We start from the raw sequence: 17822 nt of genomic DNA on the forward strand, positions 1-17822 counted from the left end.
CGGAAGACACCATGTCCATCGATACAGTCATCGACGATCTGAATCGCAACGGCTATTGCCATGCGCCGCGCCTCCACGGTGCGATCCTCTACGATGACGACGAGGCCGTCGCGTTCAAGCGTCACTGGGAGCGCCTTGTCGTCGACGAGAACTACAAGCGCTACACGCGACGCGAGCGGCGCTTCCTGCTGTATCGCTTCACGCCGGGCCAGCCGCTGGAAGTTGACCGGAACACGAATTTCGAACCAGCCGCGACCTACGACGTCGACTACGTGCCCGGTGTCAATCGCCTGACCTACGCGGAGGACTCCTTCATCGACAGTGCGATTCTCCACCAGTTGCTGGACGTCGACATCGCCATTCTCGGGGATCGGTTGATTGTCGGGCGGGAATACAAGATCGATGTTCATCTGTTCCGGATCATTGCGGAACGAGGTGAGGTCAGTCCGACCACGTCCGGGATTCACCAGGACGGGCTGGACTGGGTGTTCATGCATTTCATCGACAGTCGCAATATTCGCCCGGTCGTGTCGGAGATCCACGCGTCGAAGGATTCCGCGGTTCCGTTGTTCGCACGGCCGCTGACGGATTTCCTCGATACCGTGGTTGTGAACGACGCCGTGCTGTACCACAGTGCCAATGCCGTTCAGCAAGCCGACCCTGACGAACCCGCATTCCGGGACATGTTGCTGATTTCCTTTTCCTCAGCGAGATAAGCTGTCATGAAATCCGAGCTGGTTCTAGAAAAACGCGCTTCGTCTTCGTTGGCGCAGTTGTATGTGTGGTTGTCGTTCAAGACGATCTCGGACATCAGTTCGACGATGATCAGCATCGTTCTGGCGACCTACGCGCTCGAGGTCACGGGCTCCGCCGCGCTGCTCGGCTTGACGATGGCGTCGCGCCTGCTGGGTGCGGTCGTGGGCGGCGCCGCGGTGCCGCGGCTTAGCCGGTTCTCGCGCCGTACCCTGATCTTCGTCGCGGAAGCGGGCAGTGCGCTGGCGATCGGCATGCTGGCTACGTCCTCGCGGGCTGCCGACGCGTCGCTCATCTATTTCGTGCCTTTCTTCATCGGCCTTTTCCAGGGGATATACCGCGTATCCATCATGTCCGAGGTTCCGGAAATGGTCGGGCAGGCGGGCCGGCATCGTTTCAACGCGATTCTCAGTGCGACCGACGGCGTGTCGGTGGTCGGCGGCAGCCTGCTTGCGTCGGTGATCACGAAGTACCTGACCTACAAGAGCGTCTTCCTGATCGATTCGATCACGTTCGCGATCTCCGCCATCGCGTTTCTGATGCTGGTGGGCAACATGCCGCGCCGACATCGACCGACCGAGGAGACACACGCTGCTGCCGAGGCGGGCGCACTGCCACGCGCGGCACGTTATCTGCCGGTCGTCGTGATGCTGGTGATCGGCGCGCGCTTCGTCGAAGCGTTCGGCTCCGGTACGCACAATGTCGGCTTCCCGATCAAGTCGCAGCTGTTCGACGCGAATCAGCCCGCGTTTCTGTATGGCTGGCTGATGGCGGTGTGGGGCGTCGGACGGCTCGTCTCCGCGGCGGGGACGCCGCGCTTGCTGGAGCGTCTCGAATCGCGTCAACAGCCGCTCGAGCCGTACTTCATCGTATTGCTAATCCTGACCTTCGCATGCTTCCTCGGCGTGTTCGAAGTGGGCGGCATGCCGGGAATGTTGGGCTTCGTCTTGCTGGCAGGCATTTTCGACGCCGCCACGGAGACAATCTACTATTCGCTCCTGCAATCGACACCGGCCGCGTCGCGCGATCGCGTAATCGGCATCTCGTACGTTGCCGAGCGCACCGGCCTCGGATTGGGCATGCTGGTGGTCGGGTTCGTGTTCTCGCGCCTCGGAACGGACGTTACGGCGCTGCTGTTCTATTGTGGATCCATCGCTCTGGCCGGCTTGGCGTTCGCGGGCGTCAAAAGACGACTGGCACAGGGGGCAGCGGTCCGGCAGATCGACTAATTTCGGATGTTTTCCTTGATGCGAATGGTGATGGTATTCGGCGCAGGCGGCATGTGACGGCGCCGGAGCCGTCACGTCTTGCAGGCGCAGGAACGACCAGAAATTGGGTTTCGTAACTGAATTTCGAACGAAGCTGACAATTACGCTGATCGAGCCGATGGAACGTCCTTACCCCCCCACCGGCCCAGCCTCAGCCGCACCGCGTACCCCCGCCCGCCGCCCGCCGATCATCTCGGCCAGCCACTTCTCCACGAGCGCCGTATACGCGTGCTGACTCGCCGTATCCGACAGCCCATGATCGGCGCCTTCGATGATGCGGTACGTCATCGAGCGGGCAGACAGACACGCCTGCAAATAACTGGCGATCGCCGTGTGCGGCACGATCTGGTCATGCTCGGATTCGACGAGCAGGACGTCGCCGGCAAATCGGGCCAACGCGCGCAGCGCGCGGTTGTCCGACGCCGGCACGATGCGTTTGCGATATGCGACGAGGTCGTGTTCCACGTGCAGCGCCCGCTTCGGCGTATTCCAGCCGTCGTCGAGATAGAGCGCCGGTACGCGCAGCCCCAGCCATCGTACGGGACGCAGTTCCGTCAGGATGGTCGCGAGGTAGCCGCCGTAGCTGCTGCCGACCACGGCGACGGCGTCGCGATCGACCAGCGGATGATCGACCAGCGTGTCGTAAGCGGCGAGCAGGTCGCGAAGATGGGTCTCGCGCGTGACGTTTTGCTGTTGCTCGAACGTGCGCCCGTGCCCGGTGAGATCGAACGTCAAACAGACGCAACCGAGCGCCGCCGCCTGCCGCGCTCGCTCGAGATACTGTTCCTGGCTGCCGCCCCAACCGTGCACGAACAGAACGCCGGCCACGGTGGTCTTCGGCGCGAGCACGGTACCGTCGAGGTAGCCGTTCTGGACTTTGATCTGCACGCGATAGTGCTCCGCTGTCATGTCTTGCTGCTCCTTCGTATCGGATGGCGGTCGACCGTGTAGTACTTGGTGATCGCGCCCGCCCGGGGATCTACTCCGCGATAGACGACGCGCGCGCCAGCCGGTATCGCCGGATTGTCGCCGTAGATCTCGCGGGTCGATGCAGCCACGGCGTCGACCTGCGGATCCGCCCTGAACATGCGCAGCGCGCCGATCTCCGCACCGGTTGCGCCGCCGATCCGCCACGATTGCTCGAGCACGCCGCAGTGCCGCACGCCGTGCACATCGTTGCCGAACGCGACATCGTAGTTGCGCCTCGACGCGAAAAATCCCGCGTAATCGCGCTGCACCGCGGCGTCGAATGCGCATGCTCGCCCGATCGCGTCGCGCACGTCGGGCGTGACGTCGAGCTGTGCCAGCACGTCGAAGCCGCCGCGCGCGACGACGAGATCGGTGCCGCCGTAGACGTGATGCCCGTGGTTGTTCACGGTCAGATGCTGCACGCCCCAGTAACTCGCCACCAGATCGTCCAGCATGACTTGCCCGACGCTCAGCGTCTCGATCGCGTCGAGATTGCGCTCGACGACAACGCCGCCTGTACGCAGCGCGCGGTCGTCGAGCGCGGCAAGCTGGGTTTCCGCTTCAGCCATGTCGGTCACGAGCGCCTGGCCCGTTCCGCCGATCCCATCGGGCCGCTTGATCCGTACACGCCCGTCGTTCAGCAGCAGCCGTACGGCGGTGCGCGCATCGTCGCGCGAAAACGCCGAGTAACCCGGCAGCGTCAGCGACGCAGTGCTTTTGGCGAATGCAGCGGACCAGCCGGGGGGCTTCGCTTGCGCGCCTTCGACGAGACGATGCGCGATGACCTTGGTCGCGACGAACGGAAACGGGACGACGCCCCCGAACAAATCGCGTACCGATTTCACCCCGAGCGTGTGCGCCTGGGCCAGTGTGAGCGTATCGTCCGGGATCATGTATCGGTGTGCAGGGTAACGCTGCGTCGGACGGAACACGCCCGCAAGCCGCGTTCCCTTGAGTTCGGCGATCTGCGCACCGAGTTGCCGCAGCGTGTCGGCCACATGGCCGACATGGTCGGCCTCGTCGTCGCGAAAATGAACGAGGACGACCGGGAGTGCCGGCATGACCGGCACACGATGGCTGAGCGGCTTCAAATTGCCCCCTTTTCGCGCGGAGCGCGCGATCGTCGCGGCCGCACGCCGAGGCCGTTCGTGGCAGTGACGGAGCAAGTTTCGTTCGCGGGTGTTCCCGTTCGGGTGTGCTGGCGCGGGCGCCGTGTTCGGGGACAGTCAGCACGGCGCCGCGCGGAACGGCGCGGACGTGAACGTTCGTCAGCGGAAAGTACAACGGGTGCGCGTCCGGGCCGAATGCCACGACGCAAGCGCCGGGCGTTTGGCTGCGCGCAAGGCGTCCGCGGCCAAGACGCAGCAAACTGATGCGCACCGCGATCGGCCGGGCAGCCGGTCACGCCGACGCGATCCGGGCGAACTCGGCCCGCTCACGCGCAATCCGTTCTTCGCACATCTCATCGCCGCGGGTCACCACGTGCGCGCCGAGCGACGGGTTGACCGCGATACCGCGCCCGCCCGGAAGCCGCTGTCCGCGCTCTCCGCCGAACGCACGGCGTCCGGCACCGGCGAACATCGCCGCCGATGCAGATCAGTGATGCAGCAACGGATATGCGACGAGCCCGAACAGCGCGGCCGCCGTGACGATGACCGGCTCCTGCAGCTTCTTGAAGCGCCACAACAGCAACACGGTTGCGATGGCCACGACGGCAGTAGGCACGTCGACGATCGAGCGTTTCGCGATGACCAGCACGGAGCCCGTGATTGCGCCGACGGCCGCCGCCGTGATGCCGTCGACGAACGCCTTGACGCCGGGCAAGTGCCCGTACTTCTTCACGTACGGTGCGGGGATCACGGTAAACAGGTAGCACGGCAGGAACGTGCCGAGCGCCGCGACGATCGCGCCGGGCAGGCCCGCGACCAGATAGCCGATGAAGCCGACGGTAATCACGACCGGCCCCGGCGTGATCATTGCAACGGCGACCGCATCGACGAACTGCTTGTCGTTGAGCCAGTGATGCTCGGTGACGACGCCGCCGTACAGGAACGGCACGATCGCGAGCCCCGACCCGAACACGAACGCGCCGGCCTTCATGAAGAACGCGCCGATCTGCACGAGCTGCGGCACGTCGATGCCGGCCAGCAGGCCGCTGGCTGCGGGCAGGTTCGCGGCGGCGACCGCATTCAAACCGCCCTTGTTCAGCCATTTGGGCGGCGCGCGCCACAGCCAGCCGACGAGCCCGGCGACGATGAACAGCCACGCGATTTCCGATTCCGTGATGAAGGTCACGGCGGCAAGCGTCAGGAAAATCGTCCACAGCAGTTTGTCGCGGCCGACGGTTTTGGTAGTGAGCTTGTACGCGCTCATCGCGATGATTCCGACCACCGCCGCGCCGACACCGTAGAAGACGGCCTGCATCCACGACAGACCGCCGAAGTGCGAGTATGCAAATCCGAGCGCGAGCACCATCAGGAACGACGGCAGCACGAACGCGAAACCGACCAGCGTCGCACCGAGCACCCGATAGTGGACGAACCCGAGGTAGATCGCGAGTTGGGCGGCCATCGGCCCCGGTGCGAGCTGCGCGAGCGTGAGGCCTTCCTTGTAGTCCGCTTCGGTAATCCATCGGCGCTGCTCGACGAGATCCCGCCGCATGTAGCCGGCCAGCGCGACGGGGCCGCCAAAGCCGAGCGCACCGAGCCGCAACATGTATCTGACCAGTTGGCCCAGCGAGTAACCGGGCGCCTGTGCCGTTACCGTCGTGGTCATGACCGTCCTCCGGTTTCGCTTTTTGCGCTCGCTGCGAAATGCGCGTGAAGCGCATCGAGCACCGCGCTCATCTGGTCGAGCAGTTGATCGTCGTTGTCCGTGCGTTGACGCGTGCCGGCCATCACGGCCTCGAAGCCGTCCGCTTCGGGCACGGCCGGGCCGCCTACGTCGAGCGAATGCACGAGTTGTCCGATTCTGAGCAGGGCTGGATCCCGGGCAAGCCCGAAGCTCGCGAGCAGAACCTCGAACGTCACGCGCTCGCCGACATGGGTGAACGCCGCGCCGTCGAAATCGAAGCCAAGCGCGTCGGCCGGACAGTCCGCCGGCGATGCGAGCCAGACGAACCGTGCTTGCGCGTCGATAAAGCGGCGAATCAGCCACGCGCTGGCCACGCGATCGACCCACATGCGCTGGCGCGTCGCCCACGTGCGCCCCTGGTAGTCCGCGATCGCCAGCGGACGGATCGCGCGCTCGGCGGCGTGCGGTTCGCCCGGCGACAGCACGGTGTCGACGAGCGCGGCGAAATCCTGCAGAGCGACTTCCGCGCGGGTGGACGCATCGTTGGGGAAGTAGTCGATTGCGCGGAGCGTGTCGAAATTCTTGCGTACGCGGCGCAGCAGCCGGGCAAGCTCGGGCGCGGACTGTCCCGCGAGCGTCTTGCGGGCGTCTGCAAGCGCCTGCGTGAAGGCGGCGTAGTCGTCGCCGCGATCGAACAGTGTGCGGAATTCCCGCTCCTGCGACGCGTCCAGGCTCGGTGCATGCAACAGATGCGCGGCGCCGCCGCTCTCGGCAATCGCGGCGGCCAGCTCGCGAAGCGTGTCGTCGTGCGTTTCGGTGCACGGCAGCAGATACACGCCATCGCGCAGCACCGCGCAGCCCTTCGACTTCAGCGCACGCCAGAACCGCATCCGCGCCGTGGCGTTTTCGGTCGGAAGGGTCAGCACGAGGAGCGACCAGGTCGTCAGTGTATTCATGTAGCAAATGCTACTCATGAGTGATGACTTCTACAAGATTGCGTTGATCGTGCGTGCGACGTGGACCCAGCCGCCCCCGCGGACTGCACGCGACTCGCATTCGTCCGATGTACGCGGATATACCCCTCCCCCCTATACGGAAGCGCAAATTGCGATATAGTCCCCCCCGGTATATGAAGGGATCCCCATGAGCCACACCATCAAGGAAAAGCAGAAGCTGCTGAATCGTGTCCGCCGCATCAAGGGACAGGTCGAAGCGATCGAACGCGCGCTCGAGGACGAGCGCGGTTGCAACGAAATCCTCCGTCTGATCACGAGTGGCCGCGGCGCGATGAACGGCCTGCTCGCGGTCGTGCTGGAGGATCACATCCGCAGCCATCTGGTCGATGCCGAACATCACGAAGACGAAGGCAGCGCGACCGAGCAGCTGATCGAAGTCGTTCACAGCTATTTCAAGTAACCGAGGGCGGAATGAGCAATTTCAGCGACGACGCCTTCGGCGCGGGGCACGATCACATCTTTCTCGGCGCCGCGCACGAGCAGAACGAACGCAGGACCTGGATGGTGATTGCGCTGTGTGCGGCGATGATGGTGGCCGAGATCGTCGGCGGGTCGATTTTCGGCTCGCTGGCGCTGATCGCCGACGGTTTGCACATGTCGACCCATGCCGGCGCGATGCTGATCGCCGCGCTCGCCTATACCTATGCGCGCAAGCATGCGAACGACCCGCGCTTCGTGTTCGGCACCGGCAAACTCGGCGATCTGGCAGGCTTCACGAGCGCAATCGTGCTCGCGATGATCGCGCTGCTGATCGGCTACGAGGCCGTCGCGCGCCTGCTCGCGCCGGTGCCGATCCACTTCGGCGAGGCGATTCCGCTCGCGATTGCCGGGCTGCTCGTCAACATCGCCAGCGTGTGGCTGCTGAGCGGCGACCATCACGGCCATAGCCATAGCCACGGCCATGATCATCACCACGGGCACGCGCATGAAAATCATCACGACCACGACGATGAAGCCGAGACGCATCGGATCTTCGATCGGCACGGTGCGTTCGTCGTATCGGTGTTCGAGGATGGCGTGCCGCCCGTATTTCGCATCGCGCCCGCGACGCACGACACGAAGCCTGTCGATGCGAGCGCTGTGTCGGTGACGACGATCCGTGCCGACGGCACGCGCCGGACGTTCGCGATGCGCGATCGCGGCGGCTACCTGGAATCGATGGAAGCGATTCCCGAGCCGCACGCATTCAATGCGATCGTCCGCGTGAACGGCCGCGAGCATGAGCTGGCGTTCGACGAACACGACCATGACCACGGCGCGACCGCGGCGGCAGCACGCGATCACAACATCCGCTCGGCCTACGTCCACGTGATCGCCGATGCGGCCGTGTCCGTGCTGACGATCGTCGGGCTGCTGCTCGCGCGCGCGTTCGGCTGGGTGTGGATGGATCCGCTCGCCGGCATCATCGGCGCGCTCGTGATTGCAAACTGGTCGTACGGGCTGATGCGCGACACGGGCGCCATCCTGCTCGACATGAACCCGGACCGGCGTCTCGCCGACAACGTGCGCGGCGCAATTGAAGGCCACGGCGACCGCGTCGGCGACCTGCACGTGTGGCGGCTCGGACCGGGACACATGAGTGCGGTGGTGTCCGTGACGACGGACGATCCGGCGCGGGACGCGCGCTTTTATCACGGCGTGCTGCAGCGATTCCGGAACCTGTCGCACGTCACTGTCGAAGTCGTGCGAACGGCGCGGGAGCGATGAGCATGGCGGTCAAGTCTCCTTGCGTCGACGTCTGTTCGTTCGACGGCCGCACCGGTTACTGCGTCGCGTGCCTGCGAACGCGCGAAGAAGCGCGCGGCTGGAAGAAGATGACGGATCACAAGCGCCATCAGATCGTGAACGACCGCGCGCGGCGGCATGCAAAGCTCGCGCGGGACACGACGGACTGACTCCATCATGAGCACACCGTCGCGGAGTGCCGGAAAGCCGCCGATTCCACGAACCGTATGGGCGCTGGGGCTGGTGAGCCTGTTCATGGACCTGTCGTCCGAGCTGGCCCATGCGCTGTTGCCGATCTATCTGGTGACGACGATGGGCATGAGCGTCGCCGCCCTCGGCGTGCTTGAGGGCGCGGCCGAAGCTACTGCGATGATCGTCAAGGTATTCTCCGGCGCGATCAGCGACTGGCTCGGGCGCCGCAAGGGGCTGCTGCTGCTCGGCTACGGGCTCGCGGCGTTGACGAAGCCGTTGTTTCCGCTGGCCTCCACGCCGGGCGTCGTCGTGACGGCTCGCCTGCTCGATCGTGTCGGCAAGGGAATTCGCGGCGCGCCGCGCGACGCGCTGGTGGCCGACGTCGCCCCGCCTGAAATCCGCGGCGCGTGCTTCGGGCTGCGCCAGTCGATGGATACCGTCGGCGCGTTTCTCGGCCCGCTGCTCGCGATCGGGCTGATGCTGTGGTTCGGCGACCGCATCCGGACGGTGCTGTGGTTCGCCGCGGTGCCCGCGTTCATCGCGATCGCGCTGATTGTCTTCGGCGTGCGCGAACCCGACCGCGACACGCCGGCGCGCGGATTCCGCTCGCCGCTGCGCTGGCGCGCGTTGACCGGGTTTCCGCGCAACTACTGGTTCGTCGTCGCGGCCGGCGCGACCTTTACGCTTGCGCGCTTCAGCGAGGCGTTCCTGGTGCTGCGCGCGCAGCAGACTGGGCTCGATGCCGCATGGATCCCGGCCGTGATGGTTGCGATGAGCGTCGCGTATTCGTTGTCCGCATGGCCGGTCGGCATCCTGTCGGACCGGCTCGATCGCCGCGTGCTGCTCGCCGTCGGCATGCTGCTGCTGATCGTGGCCGACCTGCTGCTCGGTATCGGCGCGTCTACGCTGTCGATGTTCGCGGGCGTGGCAGTGTGGGGCCTGCACATGGGCTTTACGCAAGGCATTCTCGCCGCGATGGTGTCGGAAACGTCGCCCGCCGCCTTGCGCGGCGCCGCATTCGGCGTGTTCAATCTGATCGGCGGCATCTGCATGCTGCTTGCGAGCAGCATCGCCGGCACGCTATGGGTGCGCTACGGTGCATCGGCCACGTTCATCGCCGGTGCCGCGCTGGTCGTGGTGCCGCTGTGCCTGTGCCGGTTCATGCCGCGAACGGGCTCGCCTGCGGCGTGACGCGTCGCCGCCCGGTGTCGCGGGCAGCCTCCTGCCGTCGCGCTTGACCTCTTTCCGGGGCCACTCCCCACTTGTCGCTTTCATGTCTGAAAGATTGTGCGGCGTTTGCGATAGAATGCCGACCCTGTTCGCGTTGGCGCTGCCCACCGACGAGCTCCGGTACTTGACGCGGCCCGCGCCGCGCGCGGCATTCCGCCCAATTCAATACCGGCGATTGACCTGCCGTTGGAAACACACGTTCTGTAATCTGGATTGCTAATGAAGAAGAAGCACAACATCACCCGGTACATCGTCATCGCGATGGTGCTGGGTATCGCCGTGGGCTACGCCTGTCATAGCGCGTTTCCCGACCCGAAAATGGCCAAGGAAGTCGCCGGCTACGTGTCGCTGCTGTCCGACGTGTTCCTGCGCCTGATCAAGATGATCATCGCGCCGCTGGTGTTCGCGACGCTGACGGTCGGCATCGCGCAGATGGGCGACAGCGGGTCGGTCGGCCGCGTGGGCGTGAAGGCGTTCGGCTGGTTTTTCATCGCATCGGCCACGTCGCTGGTGCTCGGGCTCGTGACCGCGACGGTCCTGCAGCCGGGCAGCCACCTGAGCCTGCCGCTGCCGGCCGCCGATGCCACGCTCAACCTGAAGACGAGCGCATTCACGCTGAAGGACTTCGTCGTCCATCTGGTGCCGAAGTCGATCGCCGAGGCGATGGCGAACAACGAGATCCTGCAGATCGTCGTGTTCTCGATCTTCTTCGGTACCGCGCTGTCGGCGCTCGGCGAAGCCGGCAAGCGGCTGACTGCCGTGATCGACGATCTCGCGCAGGTCATGCTGAAAGTGACCGGCGCGGTGATGGGCTTCGCGCCGGTCGCGGTGTTCGCCGCGCTGGCGTCCACGGTCACGACGGAAGGGCTCGGCATCCTGCTCACGTTCGCGAAGTTCATGGCGAGCTTCTATCTCGCACTCGCGCTGCTGTGGGGCGTGCTGACGCTCGCCGGCGTGACGTTCCTCGGCAAGCGCGCGTTCACGCTGATCCGGTTGATTCGCGAGCCGTTCCTGCTGTCGTTCGCGACGGCGAGCTCCGAGGCCGCGTATCCGAAGCTGCTCGACGCGCTCGACCGGTTCGGCGTGAATCGCAAGATCTCGAGCTTCGTGCTGCCGATCGGCTATTCGTTCAACCTCGACGGCTCGATGATGTACTGCACGTTCGCGGTGCTGTTCATTTCCCAGGTGTACGGGATCGACCTGCCGCTCGGCACGCAAATCACGATGCTGCTGATGCTGATGGTCACGTCGAAAGGGATGGCCGGCGTGCCGCGCGCGTCGCTCGTCGTGATCGCGGCGACGCTCAACCAGTTCCATCTGCCGGAAGCCGGGCTGCTGCTGATCATGGGCGTCGACATGTTCCTCGACATGGGCCGCTCTGCGACCAACGCGGTTGGCAACTCGATCGCGGCGGCCGTGGTTGCGAAGTGGGAAGGCCAGCTCGGCGATTCGCGCGACGACGCGGACGCGGGCGGCGGCGGGATCAAGCAGGTGGAGGTGCGCGACACGGCGACGTCCGCGTGATTTTCGCGTGTAAATGATGTTTGCCGGCCTGAATTCGACAGCGATTCAGGCCGGCGCGATATTTTCACGTGGGTATTTCGTTACCCTTTTCCGGCGATTTTCCGCTTCGCCGACATCTCCTCCGCCCTTCCAGTCGCACCGCATTTGAGCCGGTGGCATCAATCCCCGCGCTAAAGCCCGGTCTTCCCGATATCGGCCGATATGCGTGAGTGAACATTCACTGTCGTGTCGCGGCACTCGCTGCTACGCGAGCACTCCGCAATTTTTTTCGATTTATATGAAGTTATTGTCGGCCGTGCGGTTACCGGACTAACGCGCGATGTCGATGTAATACCGACCGCACCGCATGATCGACCGGAAGTATTTGCGTATCGCCGATTGCCGGATCGTGCGGACGCGTCTCGTGTGAATGACTTCACCATTCAGGAGAGTCTCAGCCATGGTCGTCAGAAAAGCGCTTCAGGCGGTGCTGCTGGCCGCGGCGATTGCGGTGATCGCGCCGGCCGGAAACGCCGGCAACACGACCGACTGGATCGCGAACACCTACGGCACGCTCGCCGCGCACGTCGGCAACGTCGCGCGCTCGATGTGGGTCGCGCCCGAAGGCGTGATCTACACCGCGTCGATGTGGGACGAGTTTGAAGGCGGCGTTGCGATCTACCAGAACGGCAAGAGCGCCGGCTCGATCGGCACGCACTCCGAATTCCAGGGCAGCGCGATCACCGGCAATGCGACGTCGCTGTTCGTCGCGCTGCAGCCCGGCAGCGGTTACGGCAGCGGTGCGGTCGGGCGCTACAACCGCGCGACCCATTACCGCGACAAGCTCATTCAGATCACCGCGGCGACCAACCAGCCGCGCATCGATGTCGTCACCGGGCTCGCGACGGCTGGCTCGTTGCTTTATGCAAGCGATTTCTACGGCAATCGCGTGCGGGTGTTCACGACCGATGGCGTGTGGCAGCGCGACATCGGCGTGTCGTCGCCGGGCGCGTTGGCCGTCGACGGCGCGGGCAACGTGTGGGTCGCACAGAAGAGCACGGGTTCGATCGTCGAGTTCAGCCCTTCCGGTGCGCTGCTGAACACGATCCGGCTGGCCGCCGGGGCGCGGCCGTCGGCGCTCTTCTACGATGCGGCGGCCGCGCAGTTGTTGATCGGCGACGAAGGCCCCGACATGAACATCAAGCGCTATACGGTGTCGGGCCGGCCGGCACTTGCCGGCACGTTCGGCGTGCGCGGCGGCTATCTCGACACGACGACGGGCGCCAAGGGGCAGGTCGGCGCGCAGCGCTTCACGCGGATTGCCGGCATCGGCAAGGACACCGGCGGCAACCTGTACGTGCTCAACAACCCGTGGGGCGGAAGCTGGGATCTCGGCCGCAACGGCGCAACCGACATTCACGCATACAGCAGCACCGGAAACCTGCGCTGGACGCTGCAGTCGCTCAACTTCGAAGGGATCGCCGCGCCGGATCCGGTCACCGACGGCGCGCTGTTCTACAGCGGCACGCACATATATGGCGGCGCCGCGGGAGGCACATTCGTCGCGAACACCGTCGATCCGTTCACGTATCCGTCGGACCCGCGCATCAACATGAGGGACACGCAGCGCGACGAGCACTTCGGGCTGCTGACGGCGGTCGGCGCGAACCGGATTCTTGTTGCGGCCGGCCAGAATCCGCCCGTCTACTACTTCTTCCACTTCAACGCGGCCAACGGCTACGTCGCGATTCCGGATGGATCGATCCCCGGCGCCGCGTTCAATACGACGCGGCGCGTGTCGGCCGGTTTCAGCGTCGACAGCAAGGGAGGTGTATGGGCCGGCCTCGACAAGACCGGCGCCATTTACCACTATCCGCTGACCGGCTTCGATGCGAGCGGCAAGCCGTCGTGGGGGCCCGGCGTGCCGACGCCGATTCCGGCGAGCATCCAGCCGCTGACGCGGATCGTCTATCTCGCGGACAGCGACACGATGGTGCTCGCGCAGGGCGTCGTCGGGAGTACGGACTGGACGTCGATCGGCACGCGCATCGAGGTGTATCACGGCTGGCTCGCGGGCAACACGACGAAGCCGAATCCGGTGATCACGCTGCCGCACGGCGGCGCGAAAGCGATCGACGCGGCCGGCAATCATCTGTTCGTCGGCTACTGGTTCAGCAGCAGCGGGCCGCTGTGGCCGAACATCGATGCGTTCAATCTGGATACAGGCAATCTCGATACGACGCTCGTCAACACGAGTCCCGCGACCGTCGATACGAGCAGCGCGATCGACGCGATGTACAGCGTGCGGGCGTATCGGCGTGCGAACGGCGAATACGTGGTGACGAAGAACAATGTGAAGGGGAACAGCATCACCGTTTATCGGTGGACGCCGTGACGGGGCGGAGCGCGTCGGCGCATGCGACGGCGCGGCGTCGAAACACAGAACGGCTTCACGGACGCCAGATCATGCTTGCGCTCGCTTCCGTTTCCGATACGACGGTGAAGCCGACGCGCGCGTAAAGCCGCCGTGCGGATTGCCGCGCAGTACGGCGAGCGATACGGGTACGTGCGCGCGTGCGGCGTCGGTCATCAGGTGGCGCAGCACGGCTTCGCCGATGTCATGGCCCTGTCGCACGGCCGCGCTCGCGATCGGGAAACCACTGGCTGACCATCGTCAGCACGACGGGCAGCATTCCGCCTTCGGCGACGCCGACATGAACCGGAGCGTCAGGAGTTGCCACGTATGGGTGACGAGGCCGGTCAGCACCGACAGCACGGCCCAGCTTGCGCGCAACCATGCGATGAACGTCGCGCCGCTGCCGCGCCCCTGCCGCCAGCGCGCGGCGAACAGCAGCGCGAGGCTGTGCACGAGCCCTGTCATGAACGTCGATGCGACCCAGATCAGCCCGCAGCCGATCAGTGTGATGCGCGAGCCGGAGCGGTCGGCGATCCATCCGCCGAAGATCTGGCAGATCGCATATGAATACGCGAACGCGGAGAACGCGATGCCGAGCTCGGTGTTGGACAGCCCAAGTTCTGCCTTGATCGCGCCGGCTGCGGTTGCGAGGTTGACGCGGTCGACGTAGAGGATGAACGACAGCGCGCACAGTAGCCAAAGCGTGTGGCGTCGTTGACGGTGATCGGTAGGCATGTGTCTCGCTCCAGGTTCGTGCGCGGCGTTGCAATGACGCCGCGTTCACGGGCCGGCCCAGCATCGCGCGCCGGACGACACATCGTCTATTGAATCTTTTCGATCAATTGATAACCGGAGGTGTTCGGTTTAATGGGTTCGGCGGCCCAAAGCGTGCGCGGTGCGGCTTTACGGCAGCCGATCGCGGATGGCAGGAGTGCCATCCTCGCGTCGCGCGCCGACGAGCGGCAAGCCGCGCGCCCGGGCGGAACACCGCCCCGGCGCGCGGCGCACGACGTCAGTTCCCCACCTCCTTCAGCAACGCGGCGGCGGCGAGCTTGCCGACACCGTTGGACGCGAGCGGACTGTCGCCCGTGATCAGTTTGCGGTCCTGATGGCAGCGCCCGGTCATGTCCTTGTTCAGCACGTTGGCGCCGAGCTTCTGCAGACGGTCTGCGACGAGCCACGGCAGCGGGCCCGGCATGTAGCCGATGTCGAGATTCGGACCGGTGTCGAGCGCATCGGGAAACACGCACATCTCGTAGTCCTTGAACGGGTAGTGATCCGGCGCCTCGTCGATTGCGGCGGACAACAGGCACGCGGGACCGTGGCACAGCGTGACGATGTACCGGTCGTTGTCGAGCGCCCAATTGAGCGTGCGCTTGACGTCCTTGCTGTACGGAATGCCGGCGAGCACGCCGTGGCCGCCGGGAATGAACACCGCGATATACGGCGAATCCTTGCCGAGGTTCTTCTCGAGCACGTCGGACAGCTTCAGCGGTGTCTTGAGCTTCTGCAGGTACTTCCGGTACGTGCTTTGGACGGCTTCGTCGTCGTTCGGCATCGCCCACAGTTCCAGCTTCGCCGGATTGCCCGAGAGCGTCGCGACATCGACTTCGAAACCGGCCTGGTCCATGTGATGCATCGGCAGCAGCATCTCGACCGGATGATTGCCGGTCGAAAACATCTTGCCGTTCGTCATCAGCACGTAGCGCTCGTCGGTCGCAATCATCAGAACCTTCCACTTGCCGCCGGTGTACGGGTTCGGGTAATTCGCGCCGTCGAAATCCGTCTTCGAAGACGTGTATTGCGACAGCGAATACGGCGACGGAAAGAACGCATTGTTCTCGGCGGGGTCGGGAGTGGGCGTTCGGTCCATCTGCGTCGTCTCGGAAGTCATGGTTGCTCCTTTTCGGGGATGGGTGCAGGGCGCGGCCCAGGTAGGCGGCGTGCGGTCTCGATGCGCATGGCCGAGCCGGCCGCGTCGGCCTTCCGCTGATGCGCCGACGTGCGAACGGGGAACCCGCGACGCGGTTACACGCTGCGATGAATCGTACAACGCCGTGGTGCGGCGAACGCCCCCCCGAACAGGTGGGGCGTTCGCCGCGGCCGCCGCGATGTTCGTACGAAAGGCCAAACGCGGAGCCATTTCACGGACGCCCCTCCCCCTGAACAGGGGGGGCGCGAAACCCGACCCGTCCGGTATCGTGGCCGCAATCGTGACGACCGGCCAGGTCGCTTATGGAGGCATTCATGAATTCGTCAGACCAGACGCCGGACGATGCGGTGGTCCCGGCTGCGCAGGCATATCCGCTGCTGATCAAGCAACTGCTGCATGCGCCGCTCGCGACGCGGCCCGAGCAGGAGATCGTGTTCGGCGATCGGGTCCGGCACGACTACTGGACGTTCCGGCATCGCATCGGTCAGCTCGCGAGCGGGCTCGCGGCGCTCGGGGTCGGCACTGGCGACGTCGTGGCCATGATGGATTGGGACAGCCACCGCTACCTCGAGTGCTACCACGCGATTCCGATGATGGGCGCGGTACTGATGACGGCCAATGTCCGGCTGTCCCCGGATCAGTTGTTGTACACGCTCAATCATTCGAACGCGCGTGTCGTGCTGGTGCACCGCGATTTTCTGCCGTTGCTGGCGGGCATGCGCGACCGGTTGACCGCCGTGACGCACTTCGTGCTGATCGCGGACGGCGACGACATCGACCTGCGCGATGGCTTCGCCGATGAATACGAGCGACTCGTCGCGGGCGGTTCGCCCGATTTCTCGTTCCCCGACTTCGACGAGCAGACGCGTGCGACGACGTTCTATACGACGGGCACCACCGGGCTGCCGAAGGCAGTCGCATTCACGCATCGGCAGCTCGTGCTGCATACGCTGGCCGGCATGGCCGCGTTGTCGAGCGCTCGCGATCGCGGGCGCGTGCACCGGGACGACGTTTACATGCCGATCACGCCGATGTTTCACGTGCATGCATGGGGGATGCCGTATATCGCGACCGCGCTCGGCCTCAAGCAGGTTTACCCGGGGCGCTATTCGCCGGAGGGCCTGCTCGCCTTGATCGCGCGCGAAGCAGTGACGTATTCGCACTGCGTGCCGACGCTGCTCGCGATGATTCTCGACAGCCCGGCGGCGGCGGCGACGGACCTGTCGTCGTGGAAGGTGATCGTCGGTGGCTCGCCGTTGCCGGAAGGACTGGCACGGGCGGCGCTCGCGCGCGGTATTGAGGTCTACACCGGATACGGAATGTCGGAAACGTGCCCGCTGATGACGATCGCACAGATCGATCCGCCGCGTGCAGCCGCCGACGGGCCCGCGGACGATATCGCGCGCCGGACGAAAGCAGGGTTGCCATTGCCGCTCGTCGACCTGCGTATCGTCGACGCGCAGTTTCGCGACGTGCCGCACGACGGGCGATCGGCGGGCGAGGTCGTCGTGCGGATGCCTTGGGCGACCCAGGGCTATCTCGGCGATGCACAGGCGTCTGCAGCGCTGTGGGCGGGCGGCTACCTGCATACGAACGATATCGGCGTCATCGATTCCGAAGGCCGGCTGCAGATCACCGACCGGATCAAGGACGTGATCAAGACGGGCGGAGAATGGGTATCGTCGCTCGAACTCGAGGACATCCTGTCGCGCCATCCCGCCGTGCGGGAAGCGGCGGTGATCGGCGTGAAGGATGCGCGCTGGGGTGAGCGGCCGCTCGCGCTCGTCGTGCTCGTTGACGAGCATGTAGGCCGCGTCGAACCGGCGGAGTTGCAGGCGCATGTGAAGCAGGTGGCCGATCGCGGATTGATTTCGCGCTACGCGGTGCCGGAGCGCCTGATGATCGTCGACTCGATCGAAAAGACGAGCGTGGGCAAGATCAACAAGCGCGCACTGCGCGAGCGCTACCAGCCGGAGTGAGCGGCCGGCGCGGAGCGCGCGCGCCGGCCGCGCGCACCCGCATGG

The 17822-nt window shown here is 65.3% G+C and carries 15 protein-coding genes and 2 pseudogenes; 9 read left to right on the plus strand and 8 right to left on the minus strand.

Annotated features, from left to right (window positions below):
• Positions 1-11: 11 nt before the first annotated feature.
• Together KDW55_RS22425 and KDW55_RS22430 are read left to right on the plus strand one after the other, a co-directional pair.
• Positions 12-716 carry a 2OG-Fe dioxygenase family protein gene (locus tag KDW55_RS22425; RefSeq protein ID WP_040139005.1) on the plus strand — a complete coding sequence of 235 codons (705 nt, stop codon included), beginning with the start codon at positions 12-14 and terminating at the stop codon, positions 714-716.
• Positions 717-722: 6 nt separating this feature from the next.
• Positions 723-1982: an MFS transporter gene (locus tag KDW55_RS22430; RefSeq protein ID WP_212161129.1), complete on the plus strand. Its 1260-nt coding sequence runs from the start codon at positions 723-725 to the stop codon at positions 1980-1982.
• A gap of 168 nt (positions 1983-2150) precedes the next feature.
• Here KDW55_RS22430 and KDW55_RS22435 read toward each other — a convergent pair whose 3' ends face one another.
• The 5 genes from KDW55_RS22435 to KDW55_RS22455 form a co-directional block, all read right to left on the minus strand.
• Positions 2151-2930, minus strand: coding sequence for an alpha/beta fold hydrolase (locus KDW55_RS22435; RefSeq protein WP_069242511.1), 780 nt, complete (start codon positions 2928-2930; stop codon positions 2151-2153).
• Entirely contained in the window at positions 2927-4051 is a 1125-nt protein-coding gene (locus KDW55_RS22440; RefSeq protein WP_212161128.1) for a DUF3182 family protein, read from the minus strand. The genes KDW55_RS22435 and KDW55_RS22440 overlap by 4 nt, the downstream gene beginning before the upstream one ends.
• A 340-nt stretch (positions 4052-4391) precedes the next feature.
• Positions 4392-4571 carry a hypothetical protein gene (locus tag KDW55_RS22445; RefSeq protein ID WP_212161127.1) on the minus strand — a complete coding sequence of 60 codons (180 nt, stop codon included), beginning with the start codon at positions 4569-4571 and terminating at the stop codon, positions 4392-4394.
• Between the two features lie 15 nt (positions 4572-4586).
• Positions 4587-5765, minus strand: coding sequence for a chromate transporter (locus KDW55_RS22450; RefSeq protein ID WP_209825709.1), 1179 nt, complete (start codon positions 5763-5765; stop codon positions 4587-4589).
• Positions 5762-6739, minus strand: coding sequence for a chromate resistance protein ChrB domain-containing protein (locus tag KDW55_RS22455; protein WP_212161125.1), 978 nt, complete (start codon positions 6737-6739; stop codon positions 5762-5764). Before KDW55_RS22455 ends, KDW55_RS22450 begins: the two co-directional genes overlap by 4 nt.
• 187 nt (positions 6740-6926) lie before the next feature.
• Here KDW55_RS22455 and KDW55_RS22460 point away from each other — a divergent pair, with 187 nt between their 5' ends.
• From KDW55_RS22460 to KDW55_RS22485, 6 genes are all read left to right on the plus strand, one after another.
• Positions 6927-7199, plus strand: a complete 273-nt coding sequence (locus KDW55_RS22460; RefSeq protein ID WP_069242515.1) for a metal/formaldehyde-sensitive transcriptional repressor — start codon at positions 6927-6929, stop codon at positions 7197-7199.
• Positions 7200-7210: 11 nt separating this feature from the next.
• The gene (gene dmeF, locus KDW55_RS22465) at positions 7211-8506 is read left to right on the plus strand and encodes a CDF family Co(II)/Ni(II) efflux transporter DmeF (RefSeq protein ID WP_212161124.1); all 1296 of its coding nucleotides are present in this window, start codon (positions 7211-7213) and stop codon (positions 8504-8506) included.
• A 2-nt stretch (positions 8507-8508) separates the two neighbouring features.
• Positions 8509-8694: a DUF1289 domain-containing protein gene (locus KDW55_RS22470; RefSeq protein WP_174554691.1), complete on the plus strand. Its 186-nt coding sequence runs from the start codon at positions 8509-8511 to the stop codon at positions 8692-8694.
• A gap of 7 nt (positions 8695-8701) precedes the next feature.
• Positions 8702-9907 carry an MFS transporter gene (locus KDW55_RS22475; RefSeq protein ID WP_212161123.1) on the plus strand — a complete coding sequence of 402 codons (1206 nt, stop codon included), beginning with the start codon at positions 8702-8704 and terminating at the stop codon, positions 9905-9907.
• A 258-nt stretch (positions 9908-10165) separates the two neighbouring features.
• Positions 10166-11470 carry a dicarboxylate/amino acid:cation symporter gene (locus KDW55_RS22480; RefSeq protein ID WP_209822119.1) on the plus strand — a complete coding sequence of 435 codons (1305 nt, stop codon included), beginning with the start codon at positions 10166-10168 and terminating at the stop codon, positions 11468-11470.
• A 439-nt stretch (positions 11471-11909) separates the two neighbouring features.
• On the plus strand, positions 11910-13844 hold the full coding sequence (locus tag KDW55_RS22485) for an SMP-30/gluconolaconase/LRE-like region family protein (protein WP_212198041.1): 1935 nt from the start codon (positions 11910-11912) through the stop codon (positions 13842-13844).
• A gap of 55 nt (positions 13845-13899) precedes the next feature.
• On the opposite strand, the pseudogene KDW55_RS22490 reads toward KDW55_RS22485, so the two are convergent.
• The 3 genes and pseudogenes from KDW55_RS22490 to hchA all read right to left on the minus strand — a co-directional run.
• Positions 13900-14081, minus strand: a pseudogene (locus KDW55_RS22490) (GNAT family N-acetyltransferase); the annotation flags it as partial.
• Positions 14080-14600 (minus strand): annotated as a pseudogene (locus tag KDW55_RS29505) (MFS transporter); the annotation flags it as partial. The pseudogenes KDW55_RS29505 and KDW55_RS22490, both read right to left, overlap by 2 nt.
• 277 nt (positions 14601-14877) lie before the next feature.
• Positions 14878-15759 (minus strand): glyoxalase III HchA, encoded by an 882-nt coding sequence (gene hchA / locus KDW55_RS22505; protein ID WP_040139019.1) that lies wholly within the window; start codon positions 15757-15759, stop codon positions 14878-14880.
• Between the two features lie 341 nt (positions 15760-16100).
• On the opposite strand from hchA, the gene KDW55_RS22510 reads away from it, so the two are divergent.
• The gene (locus tag KDW55_RS22510) at positions 16101-17777 is read left to right on the plus strand and encodes a fatty acid--CoA ligase (protein WP_212161120.1); all 1677 of its coding nucleotides are present in this window, start codon (positions 16101-16103) and stop codon (positions 17775-17777) included.
• Positions 17778-17822: the final 45 nt, after the last annotated feature.

Origin of the sequence: Burkholderia sp. AU19243 (genome assembly GCF_018148075.1) — a bacterium.
Classification (GTDB): Bacteria; Pseudomonadota; Gammaproteobacteria; order Burkholderiales; family Burkholderiaceae; genus Burkholderia; species Burkholderia latens_A.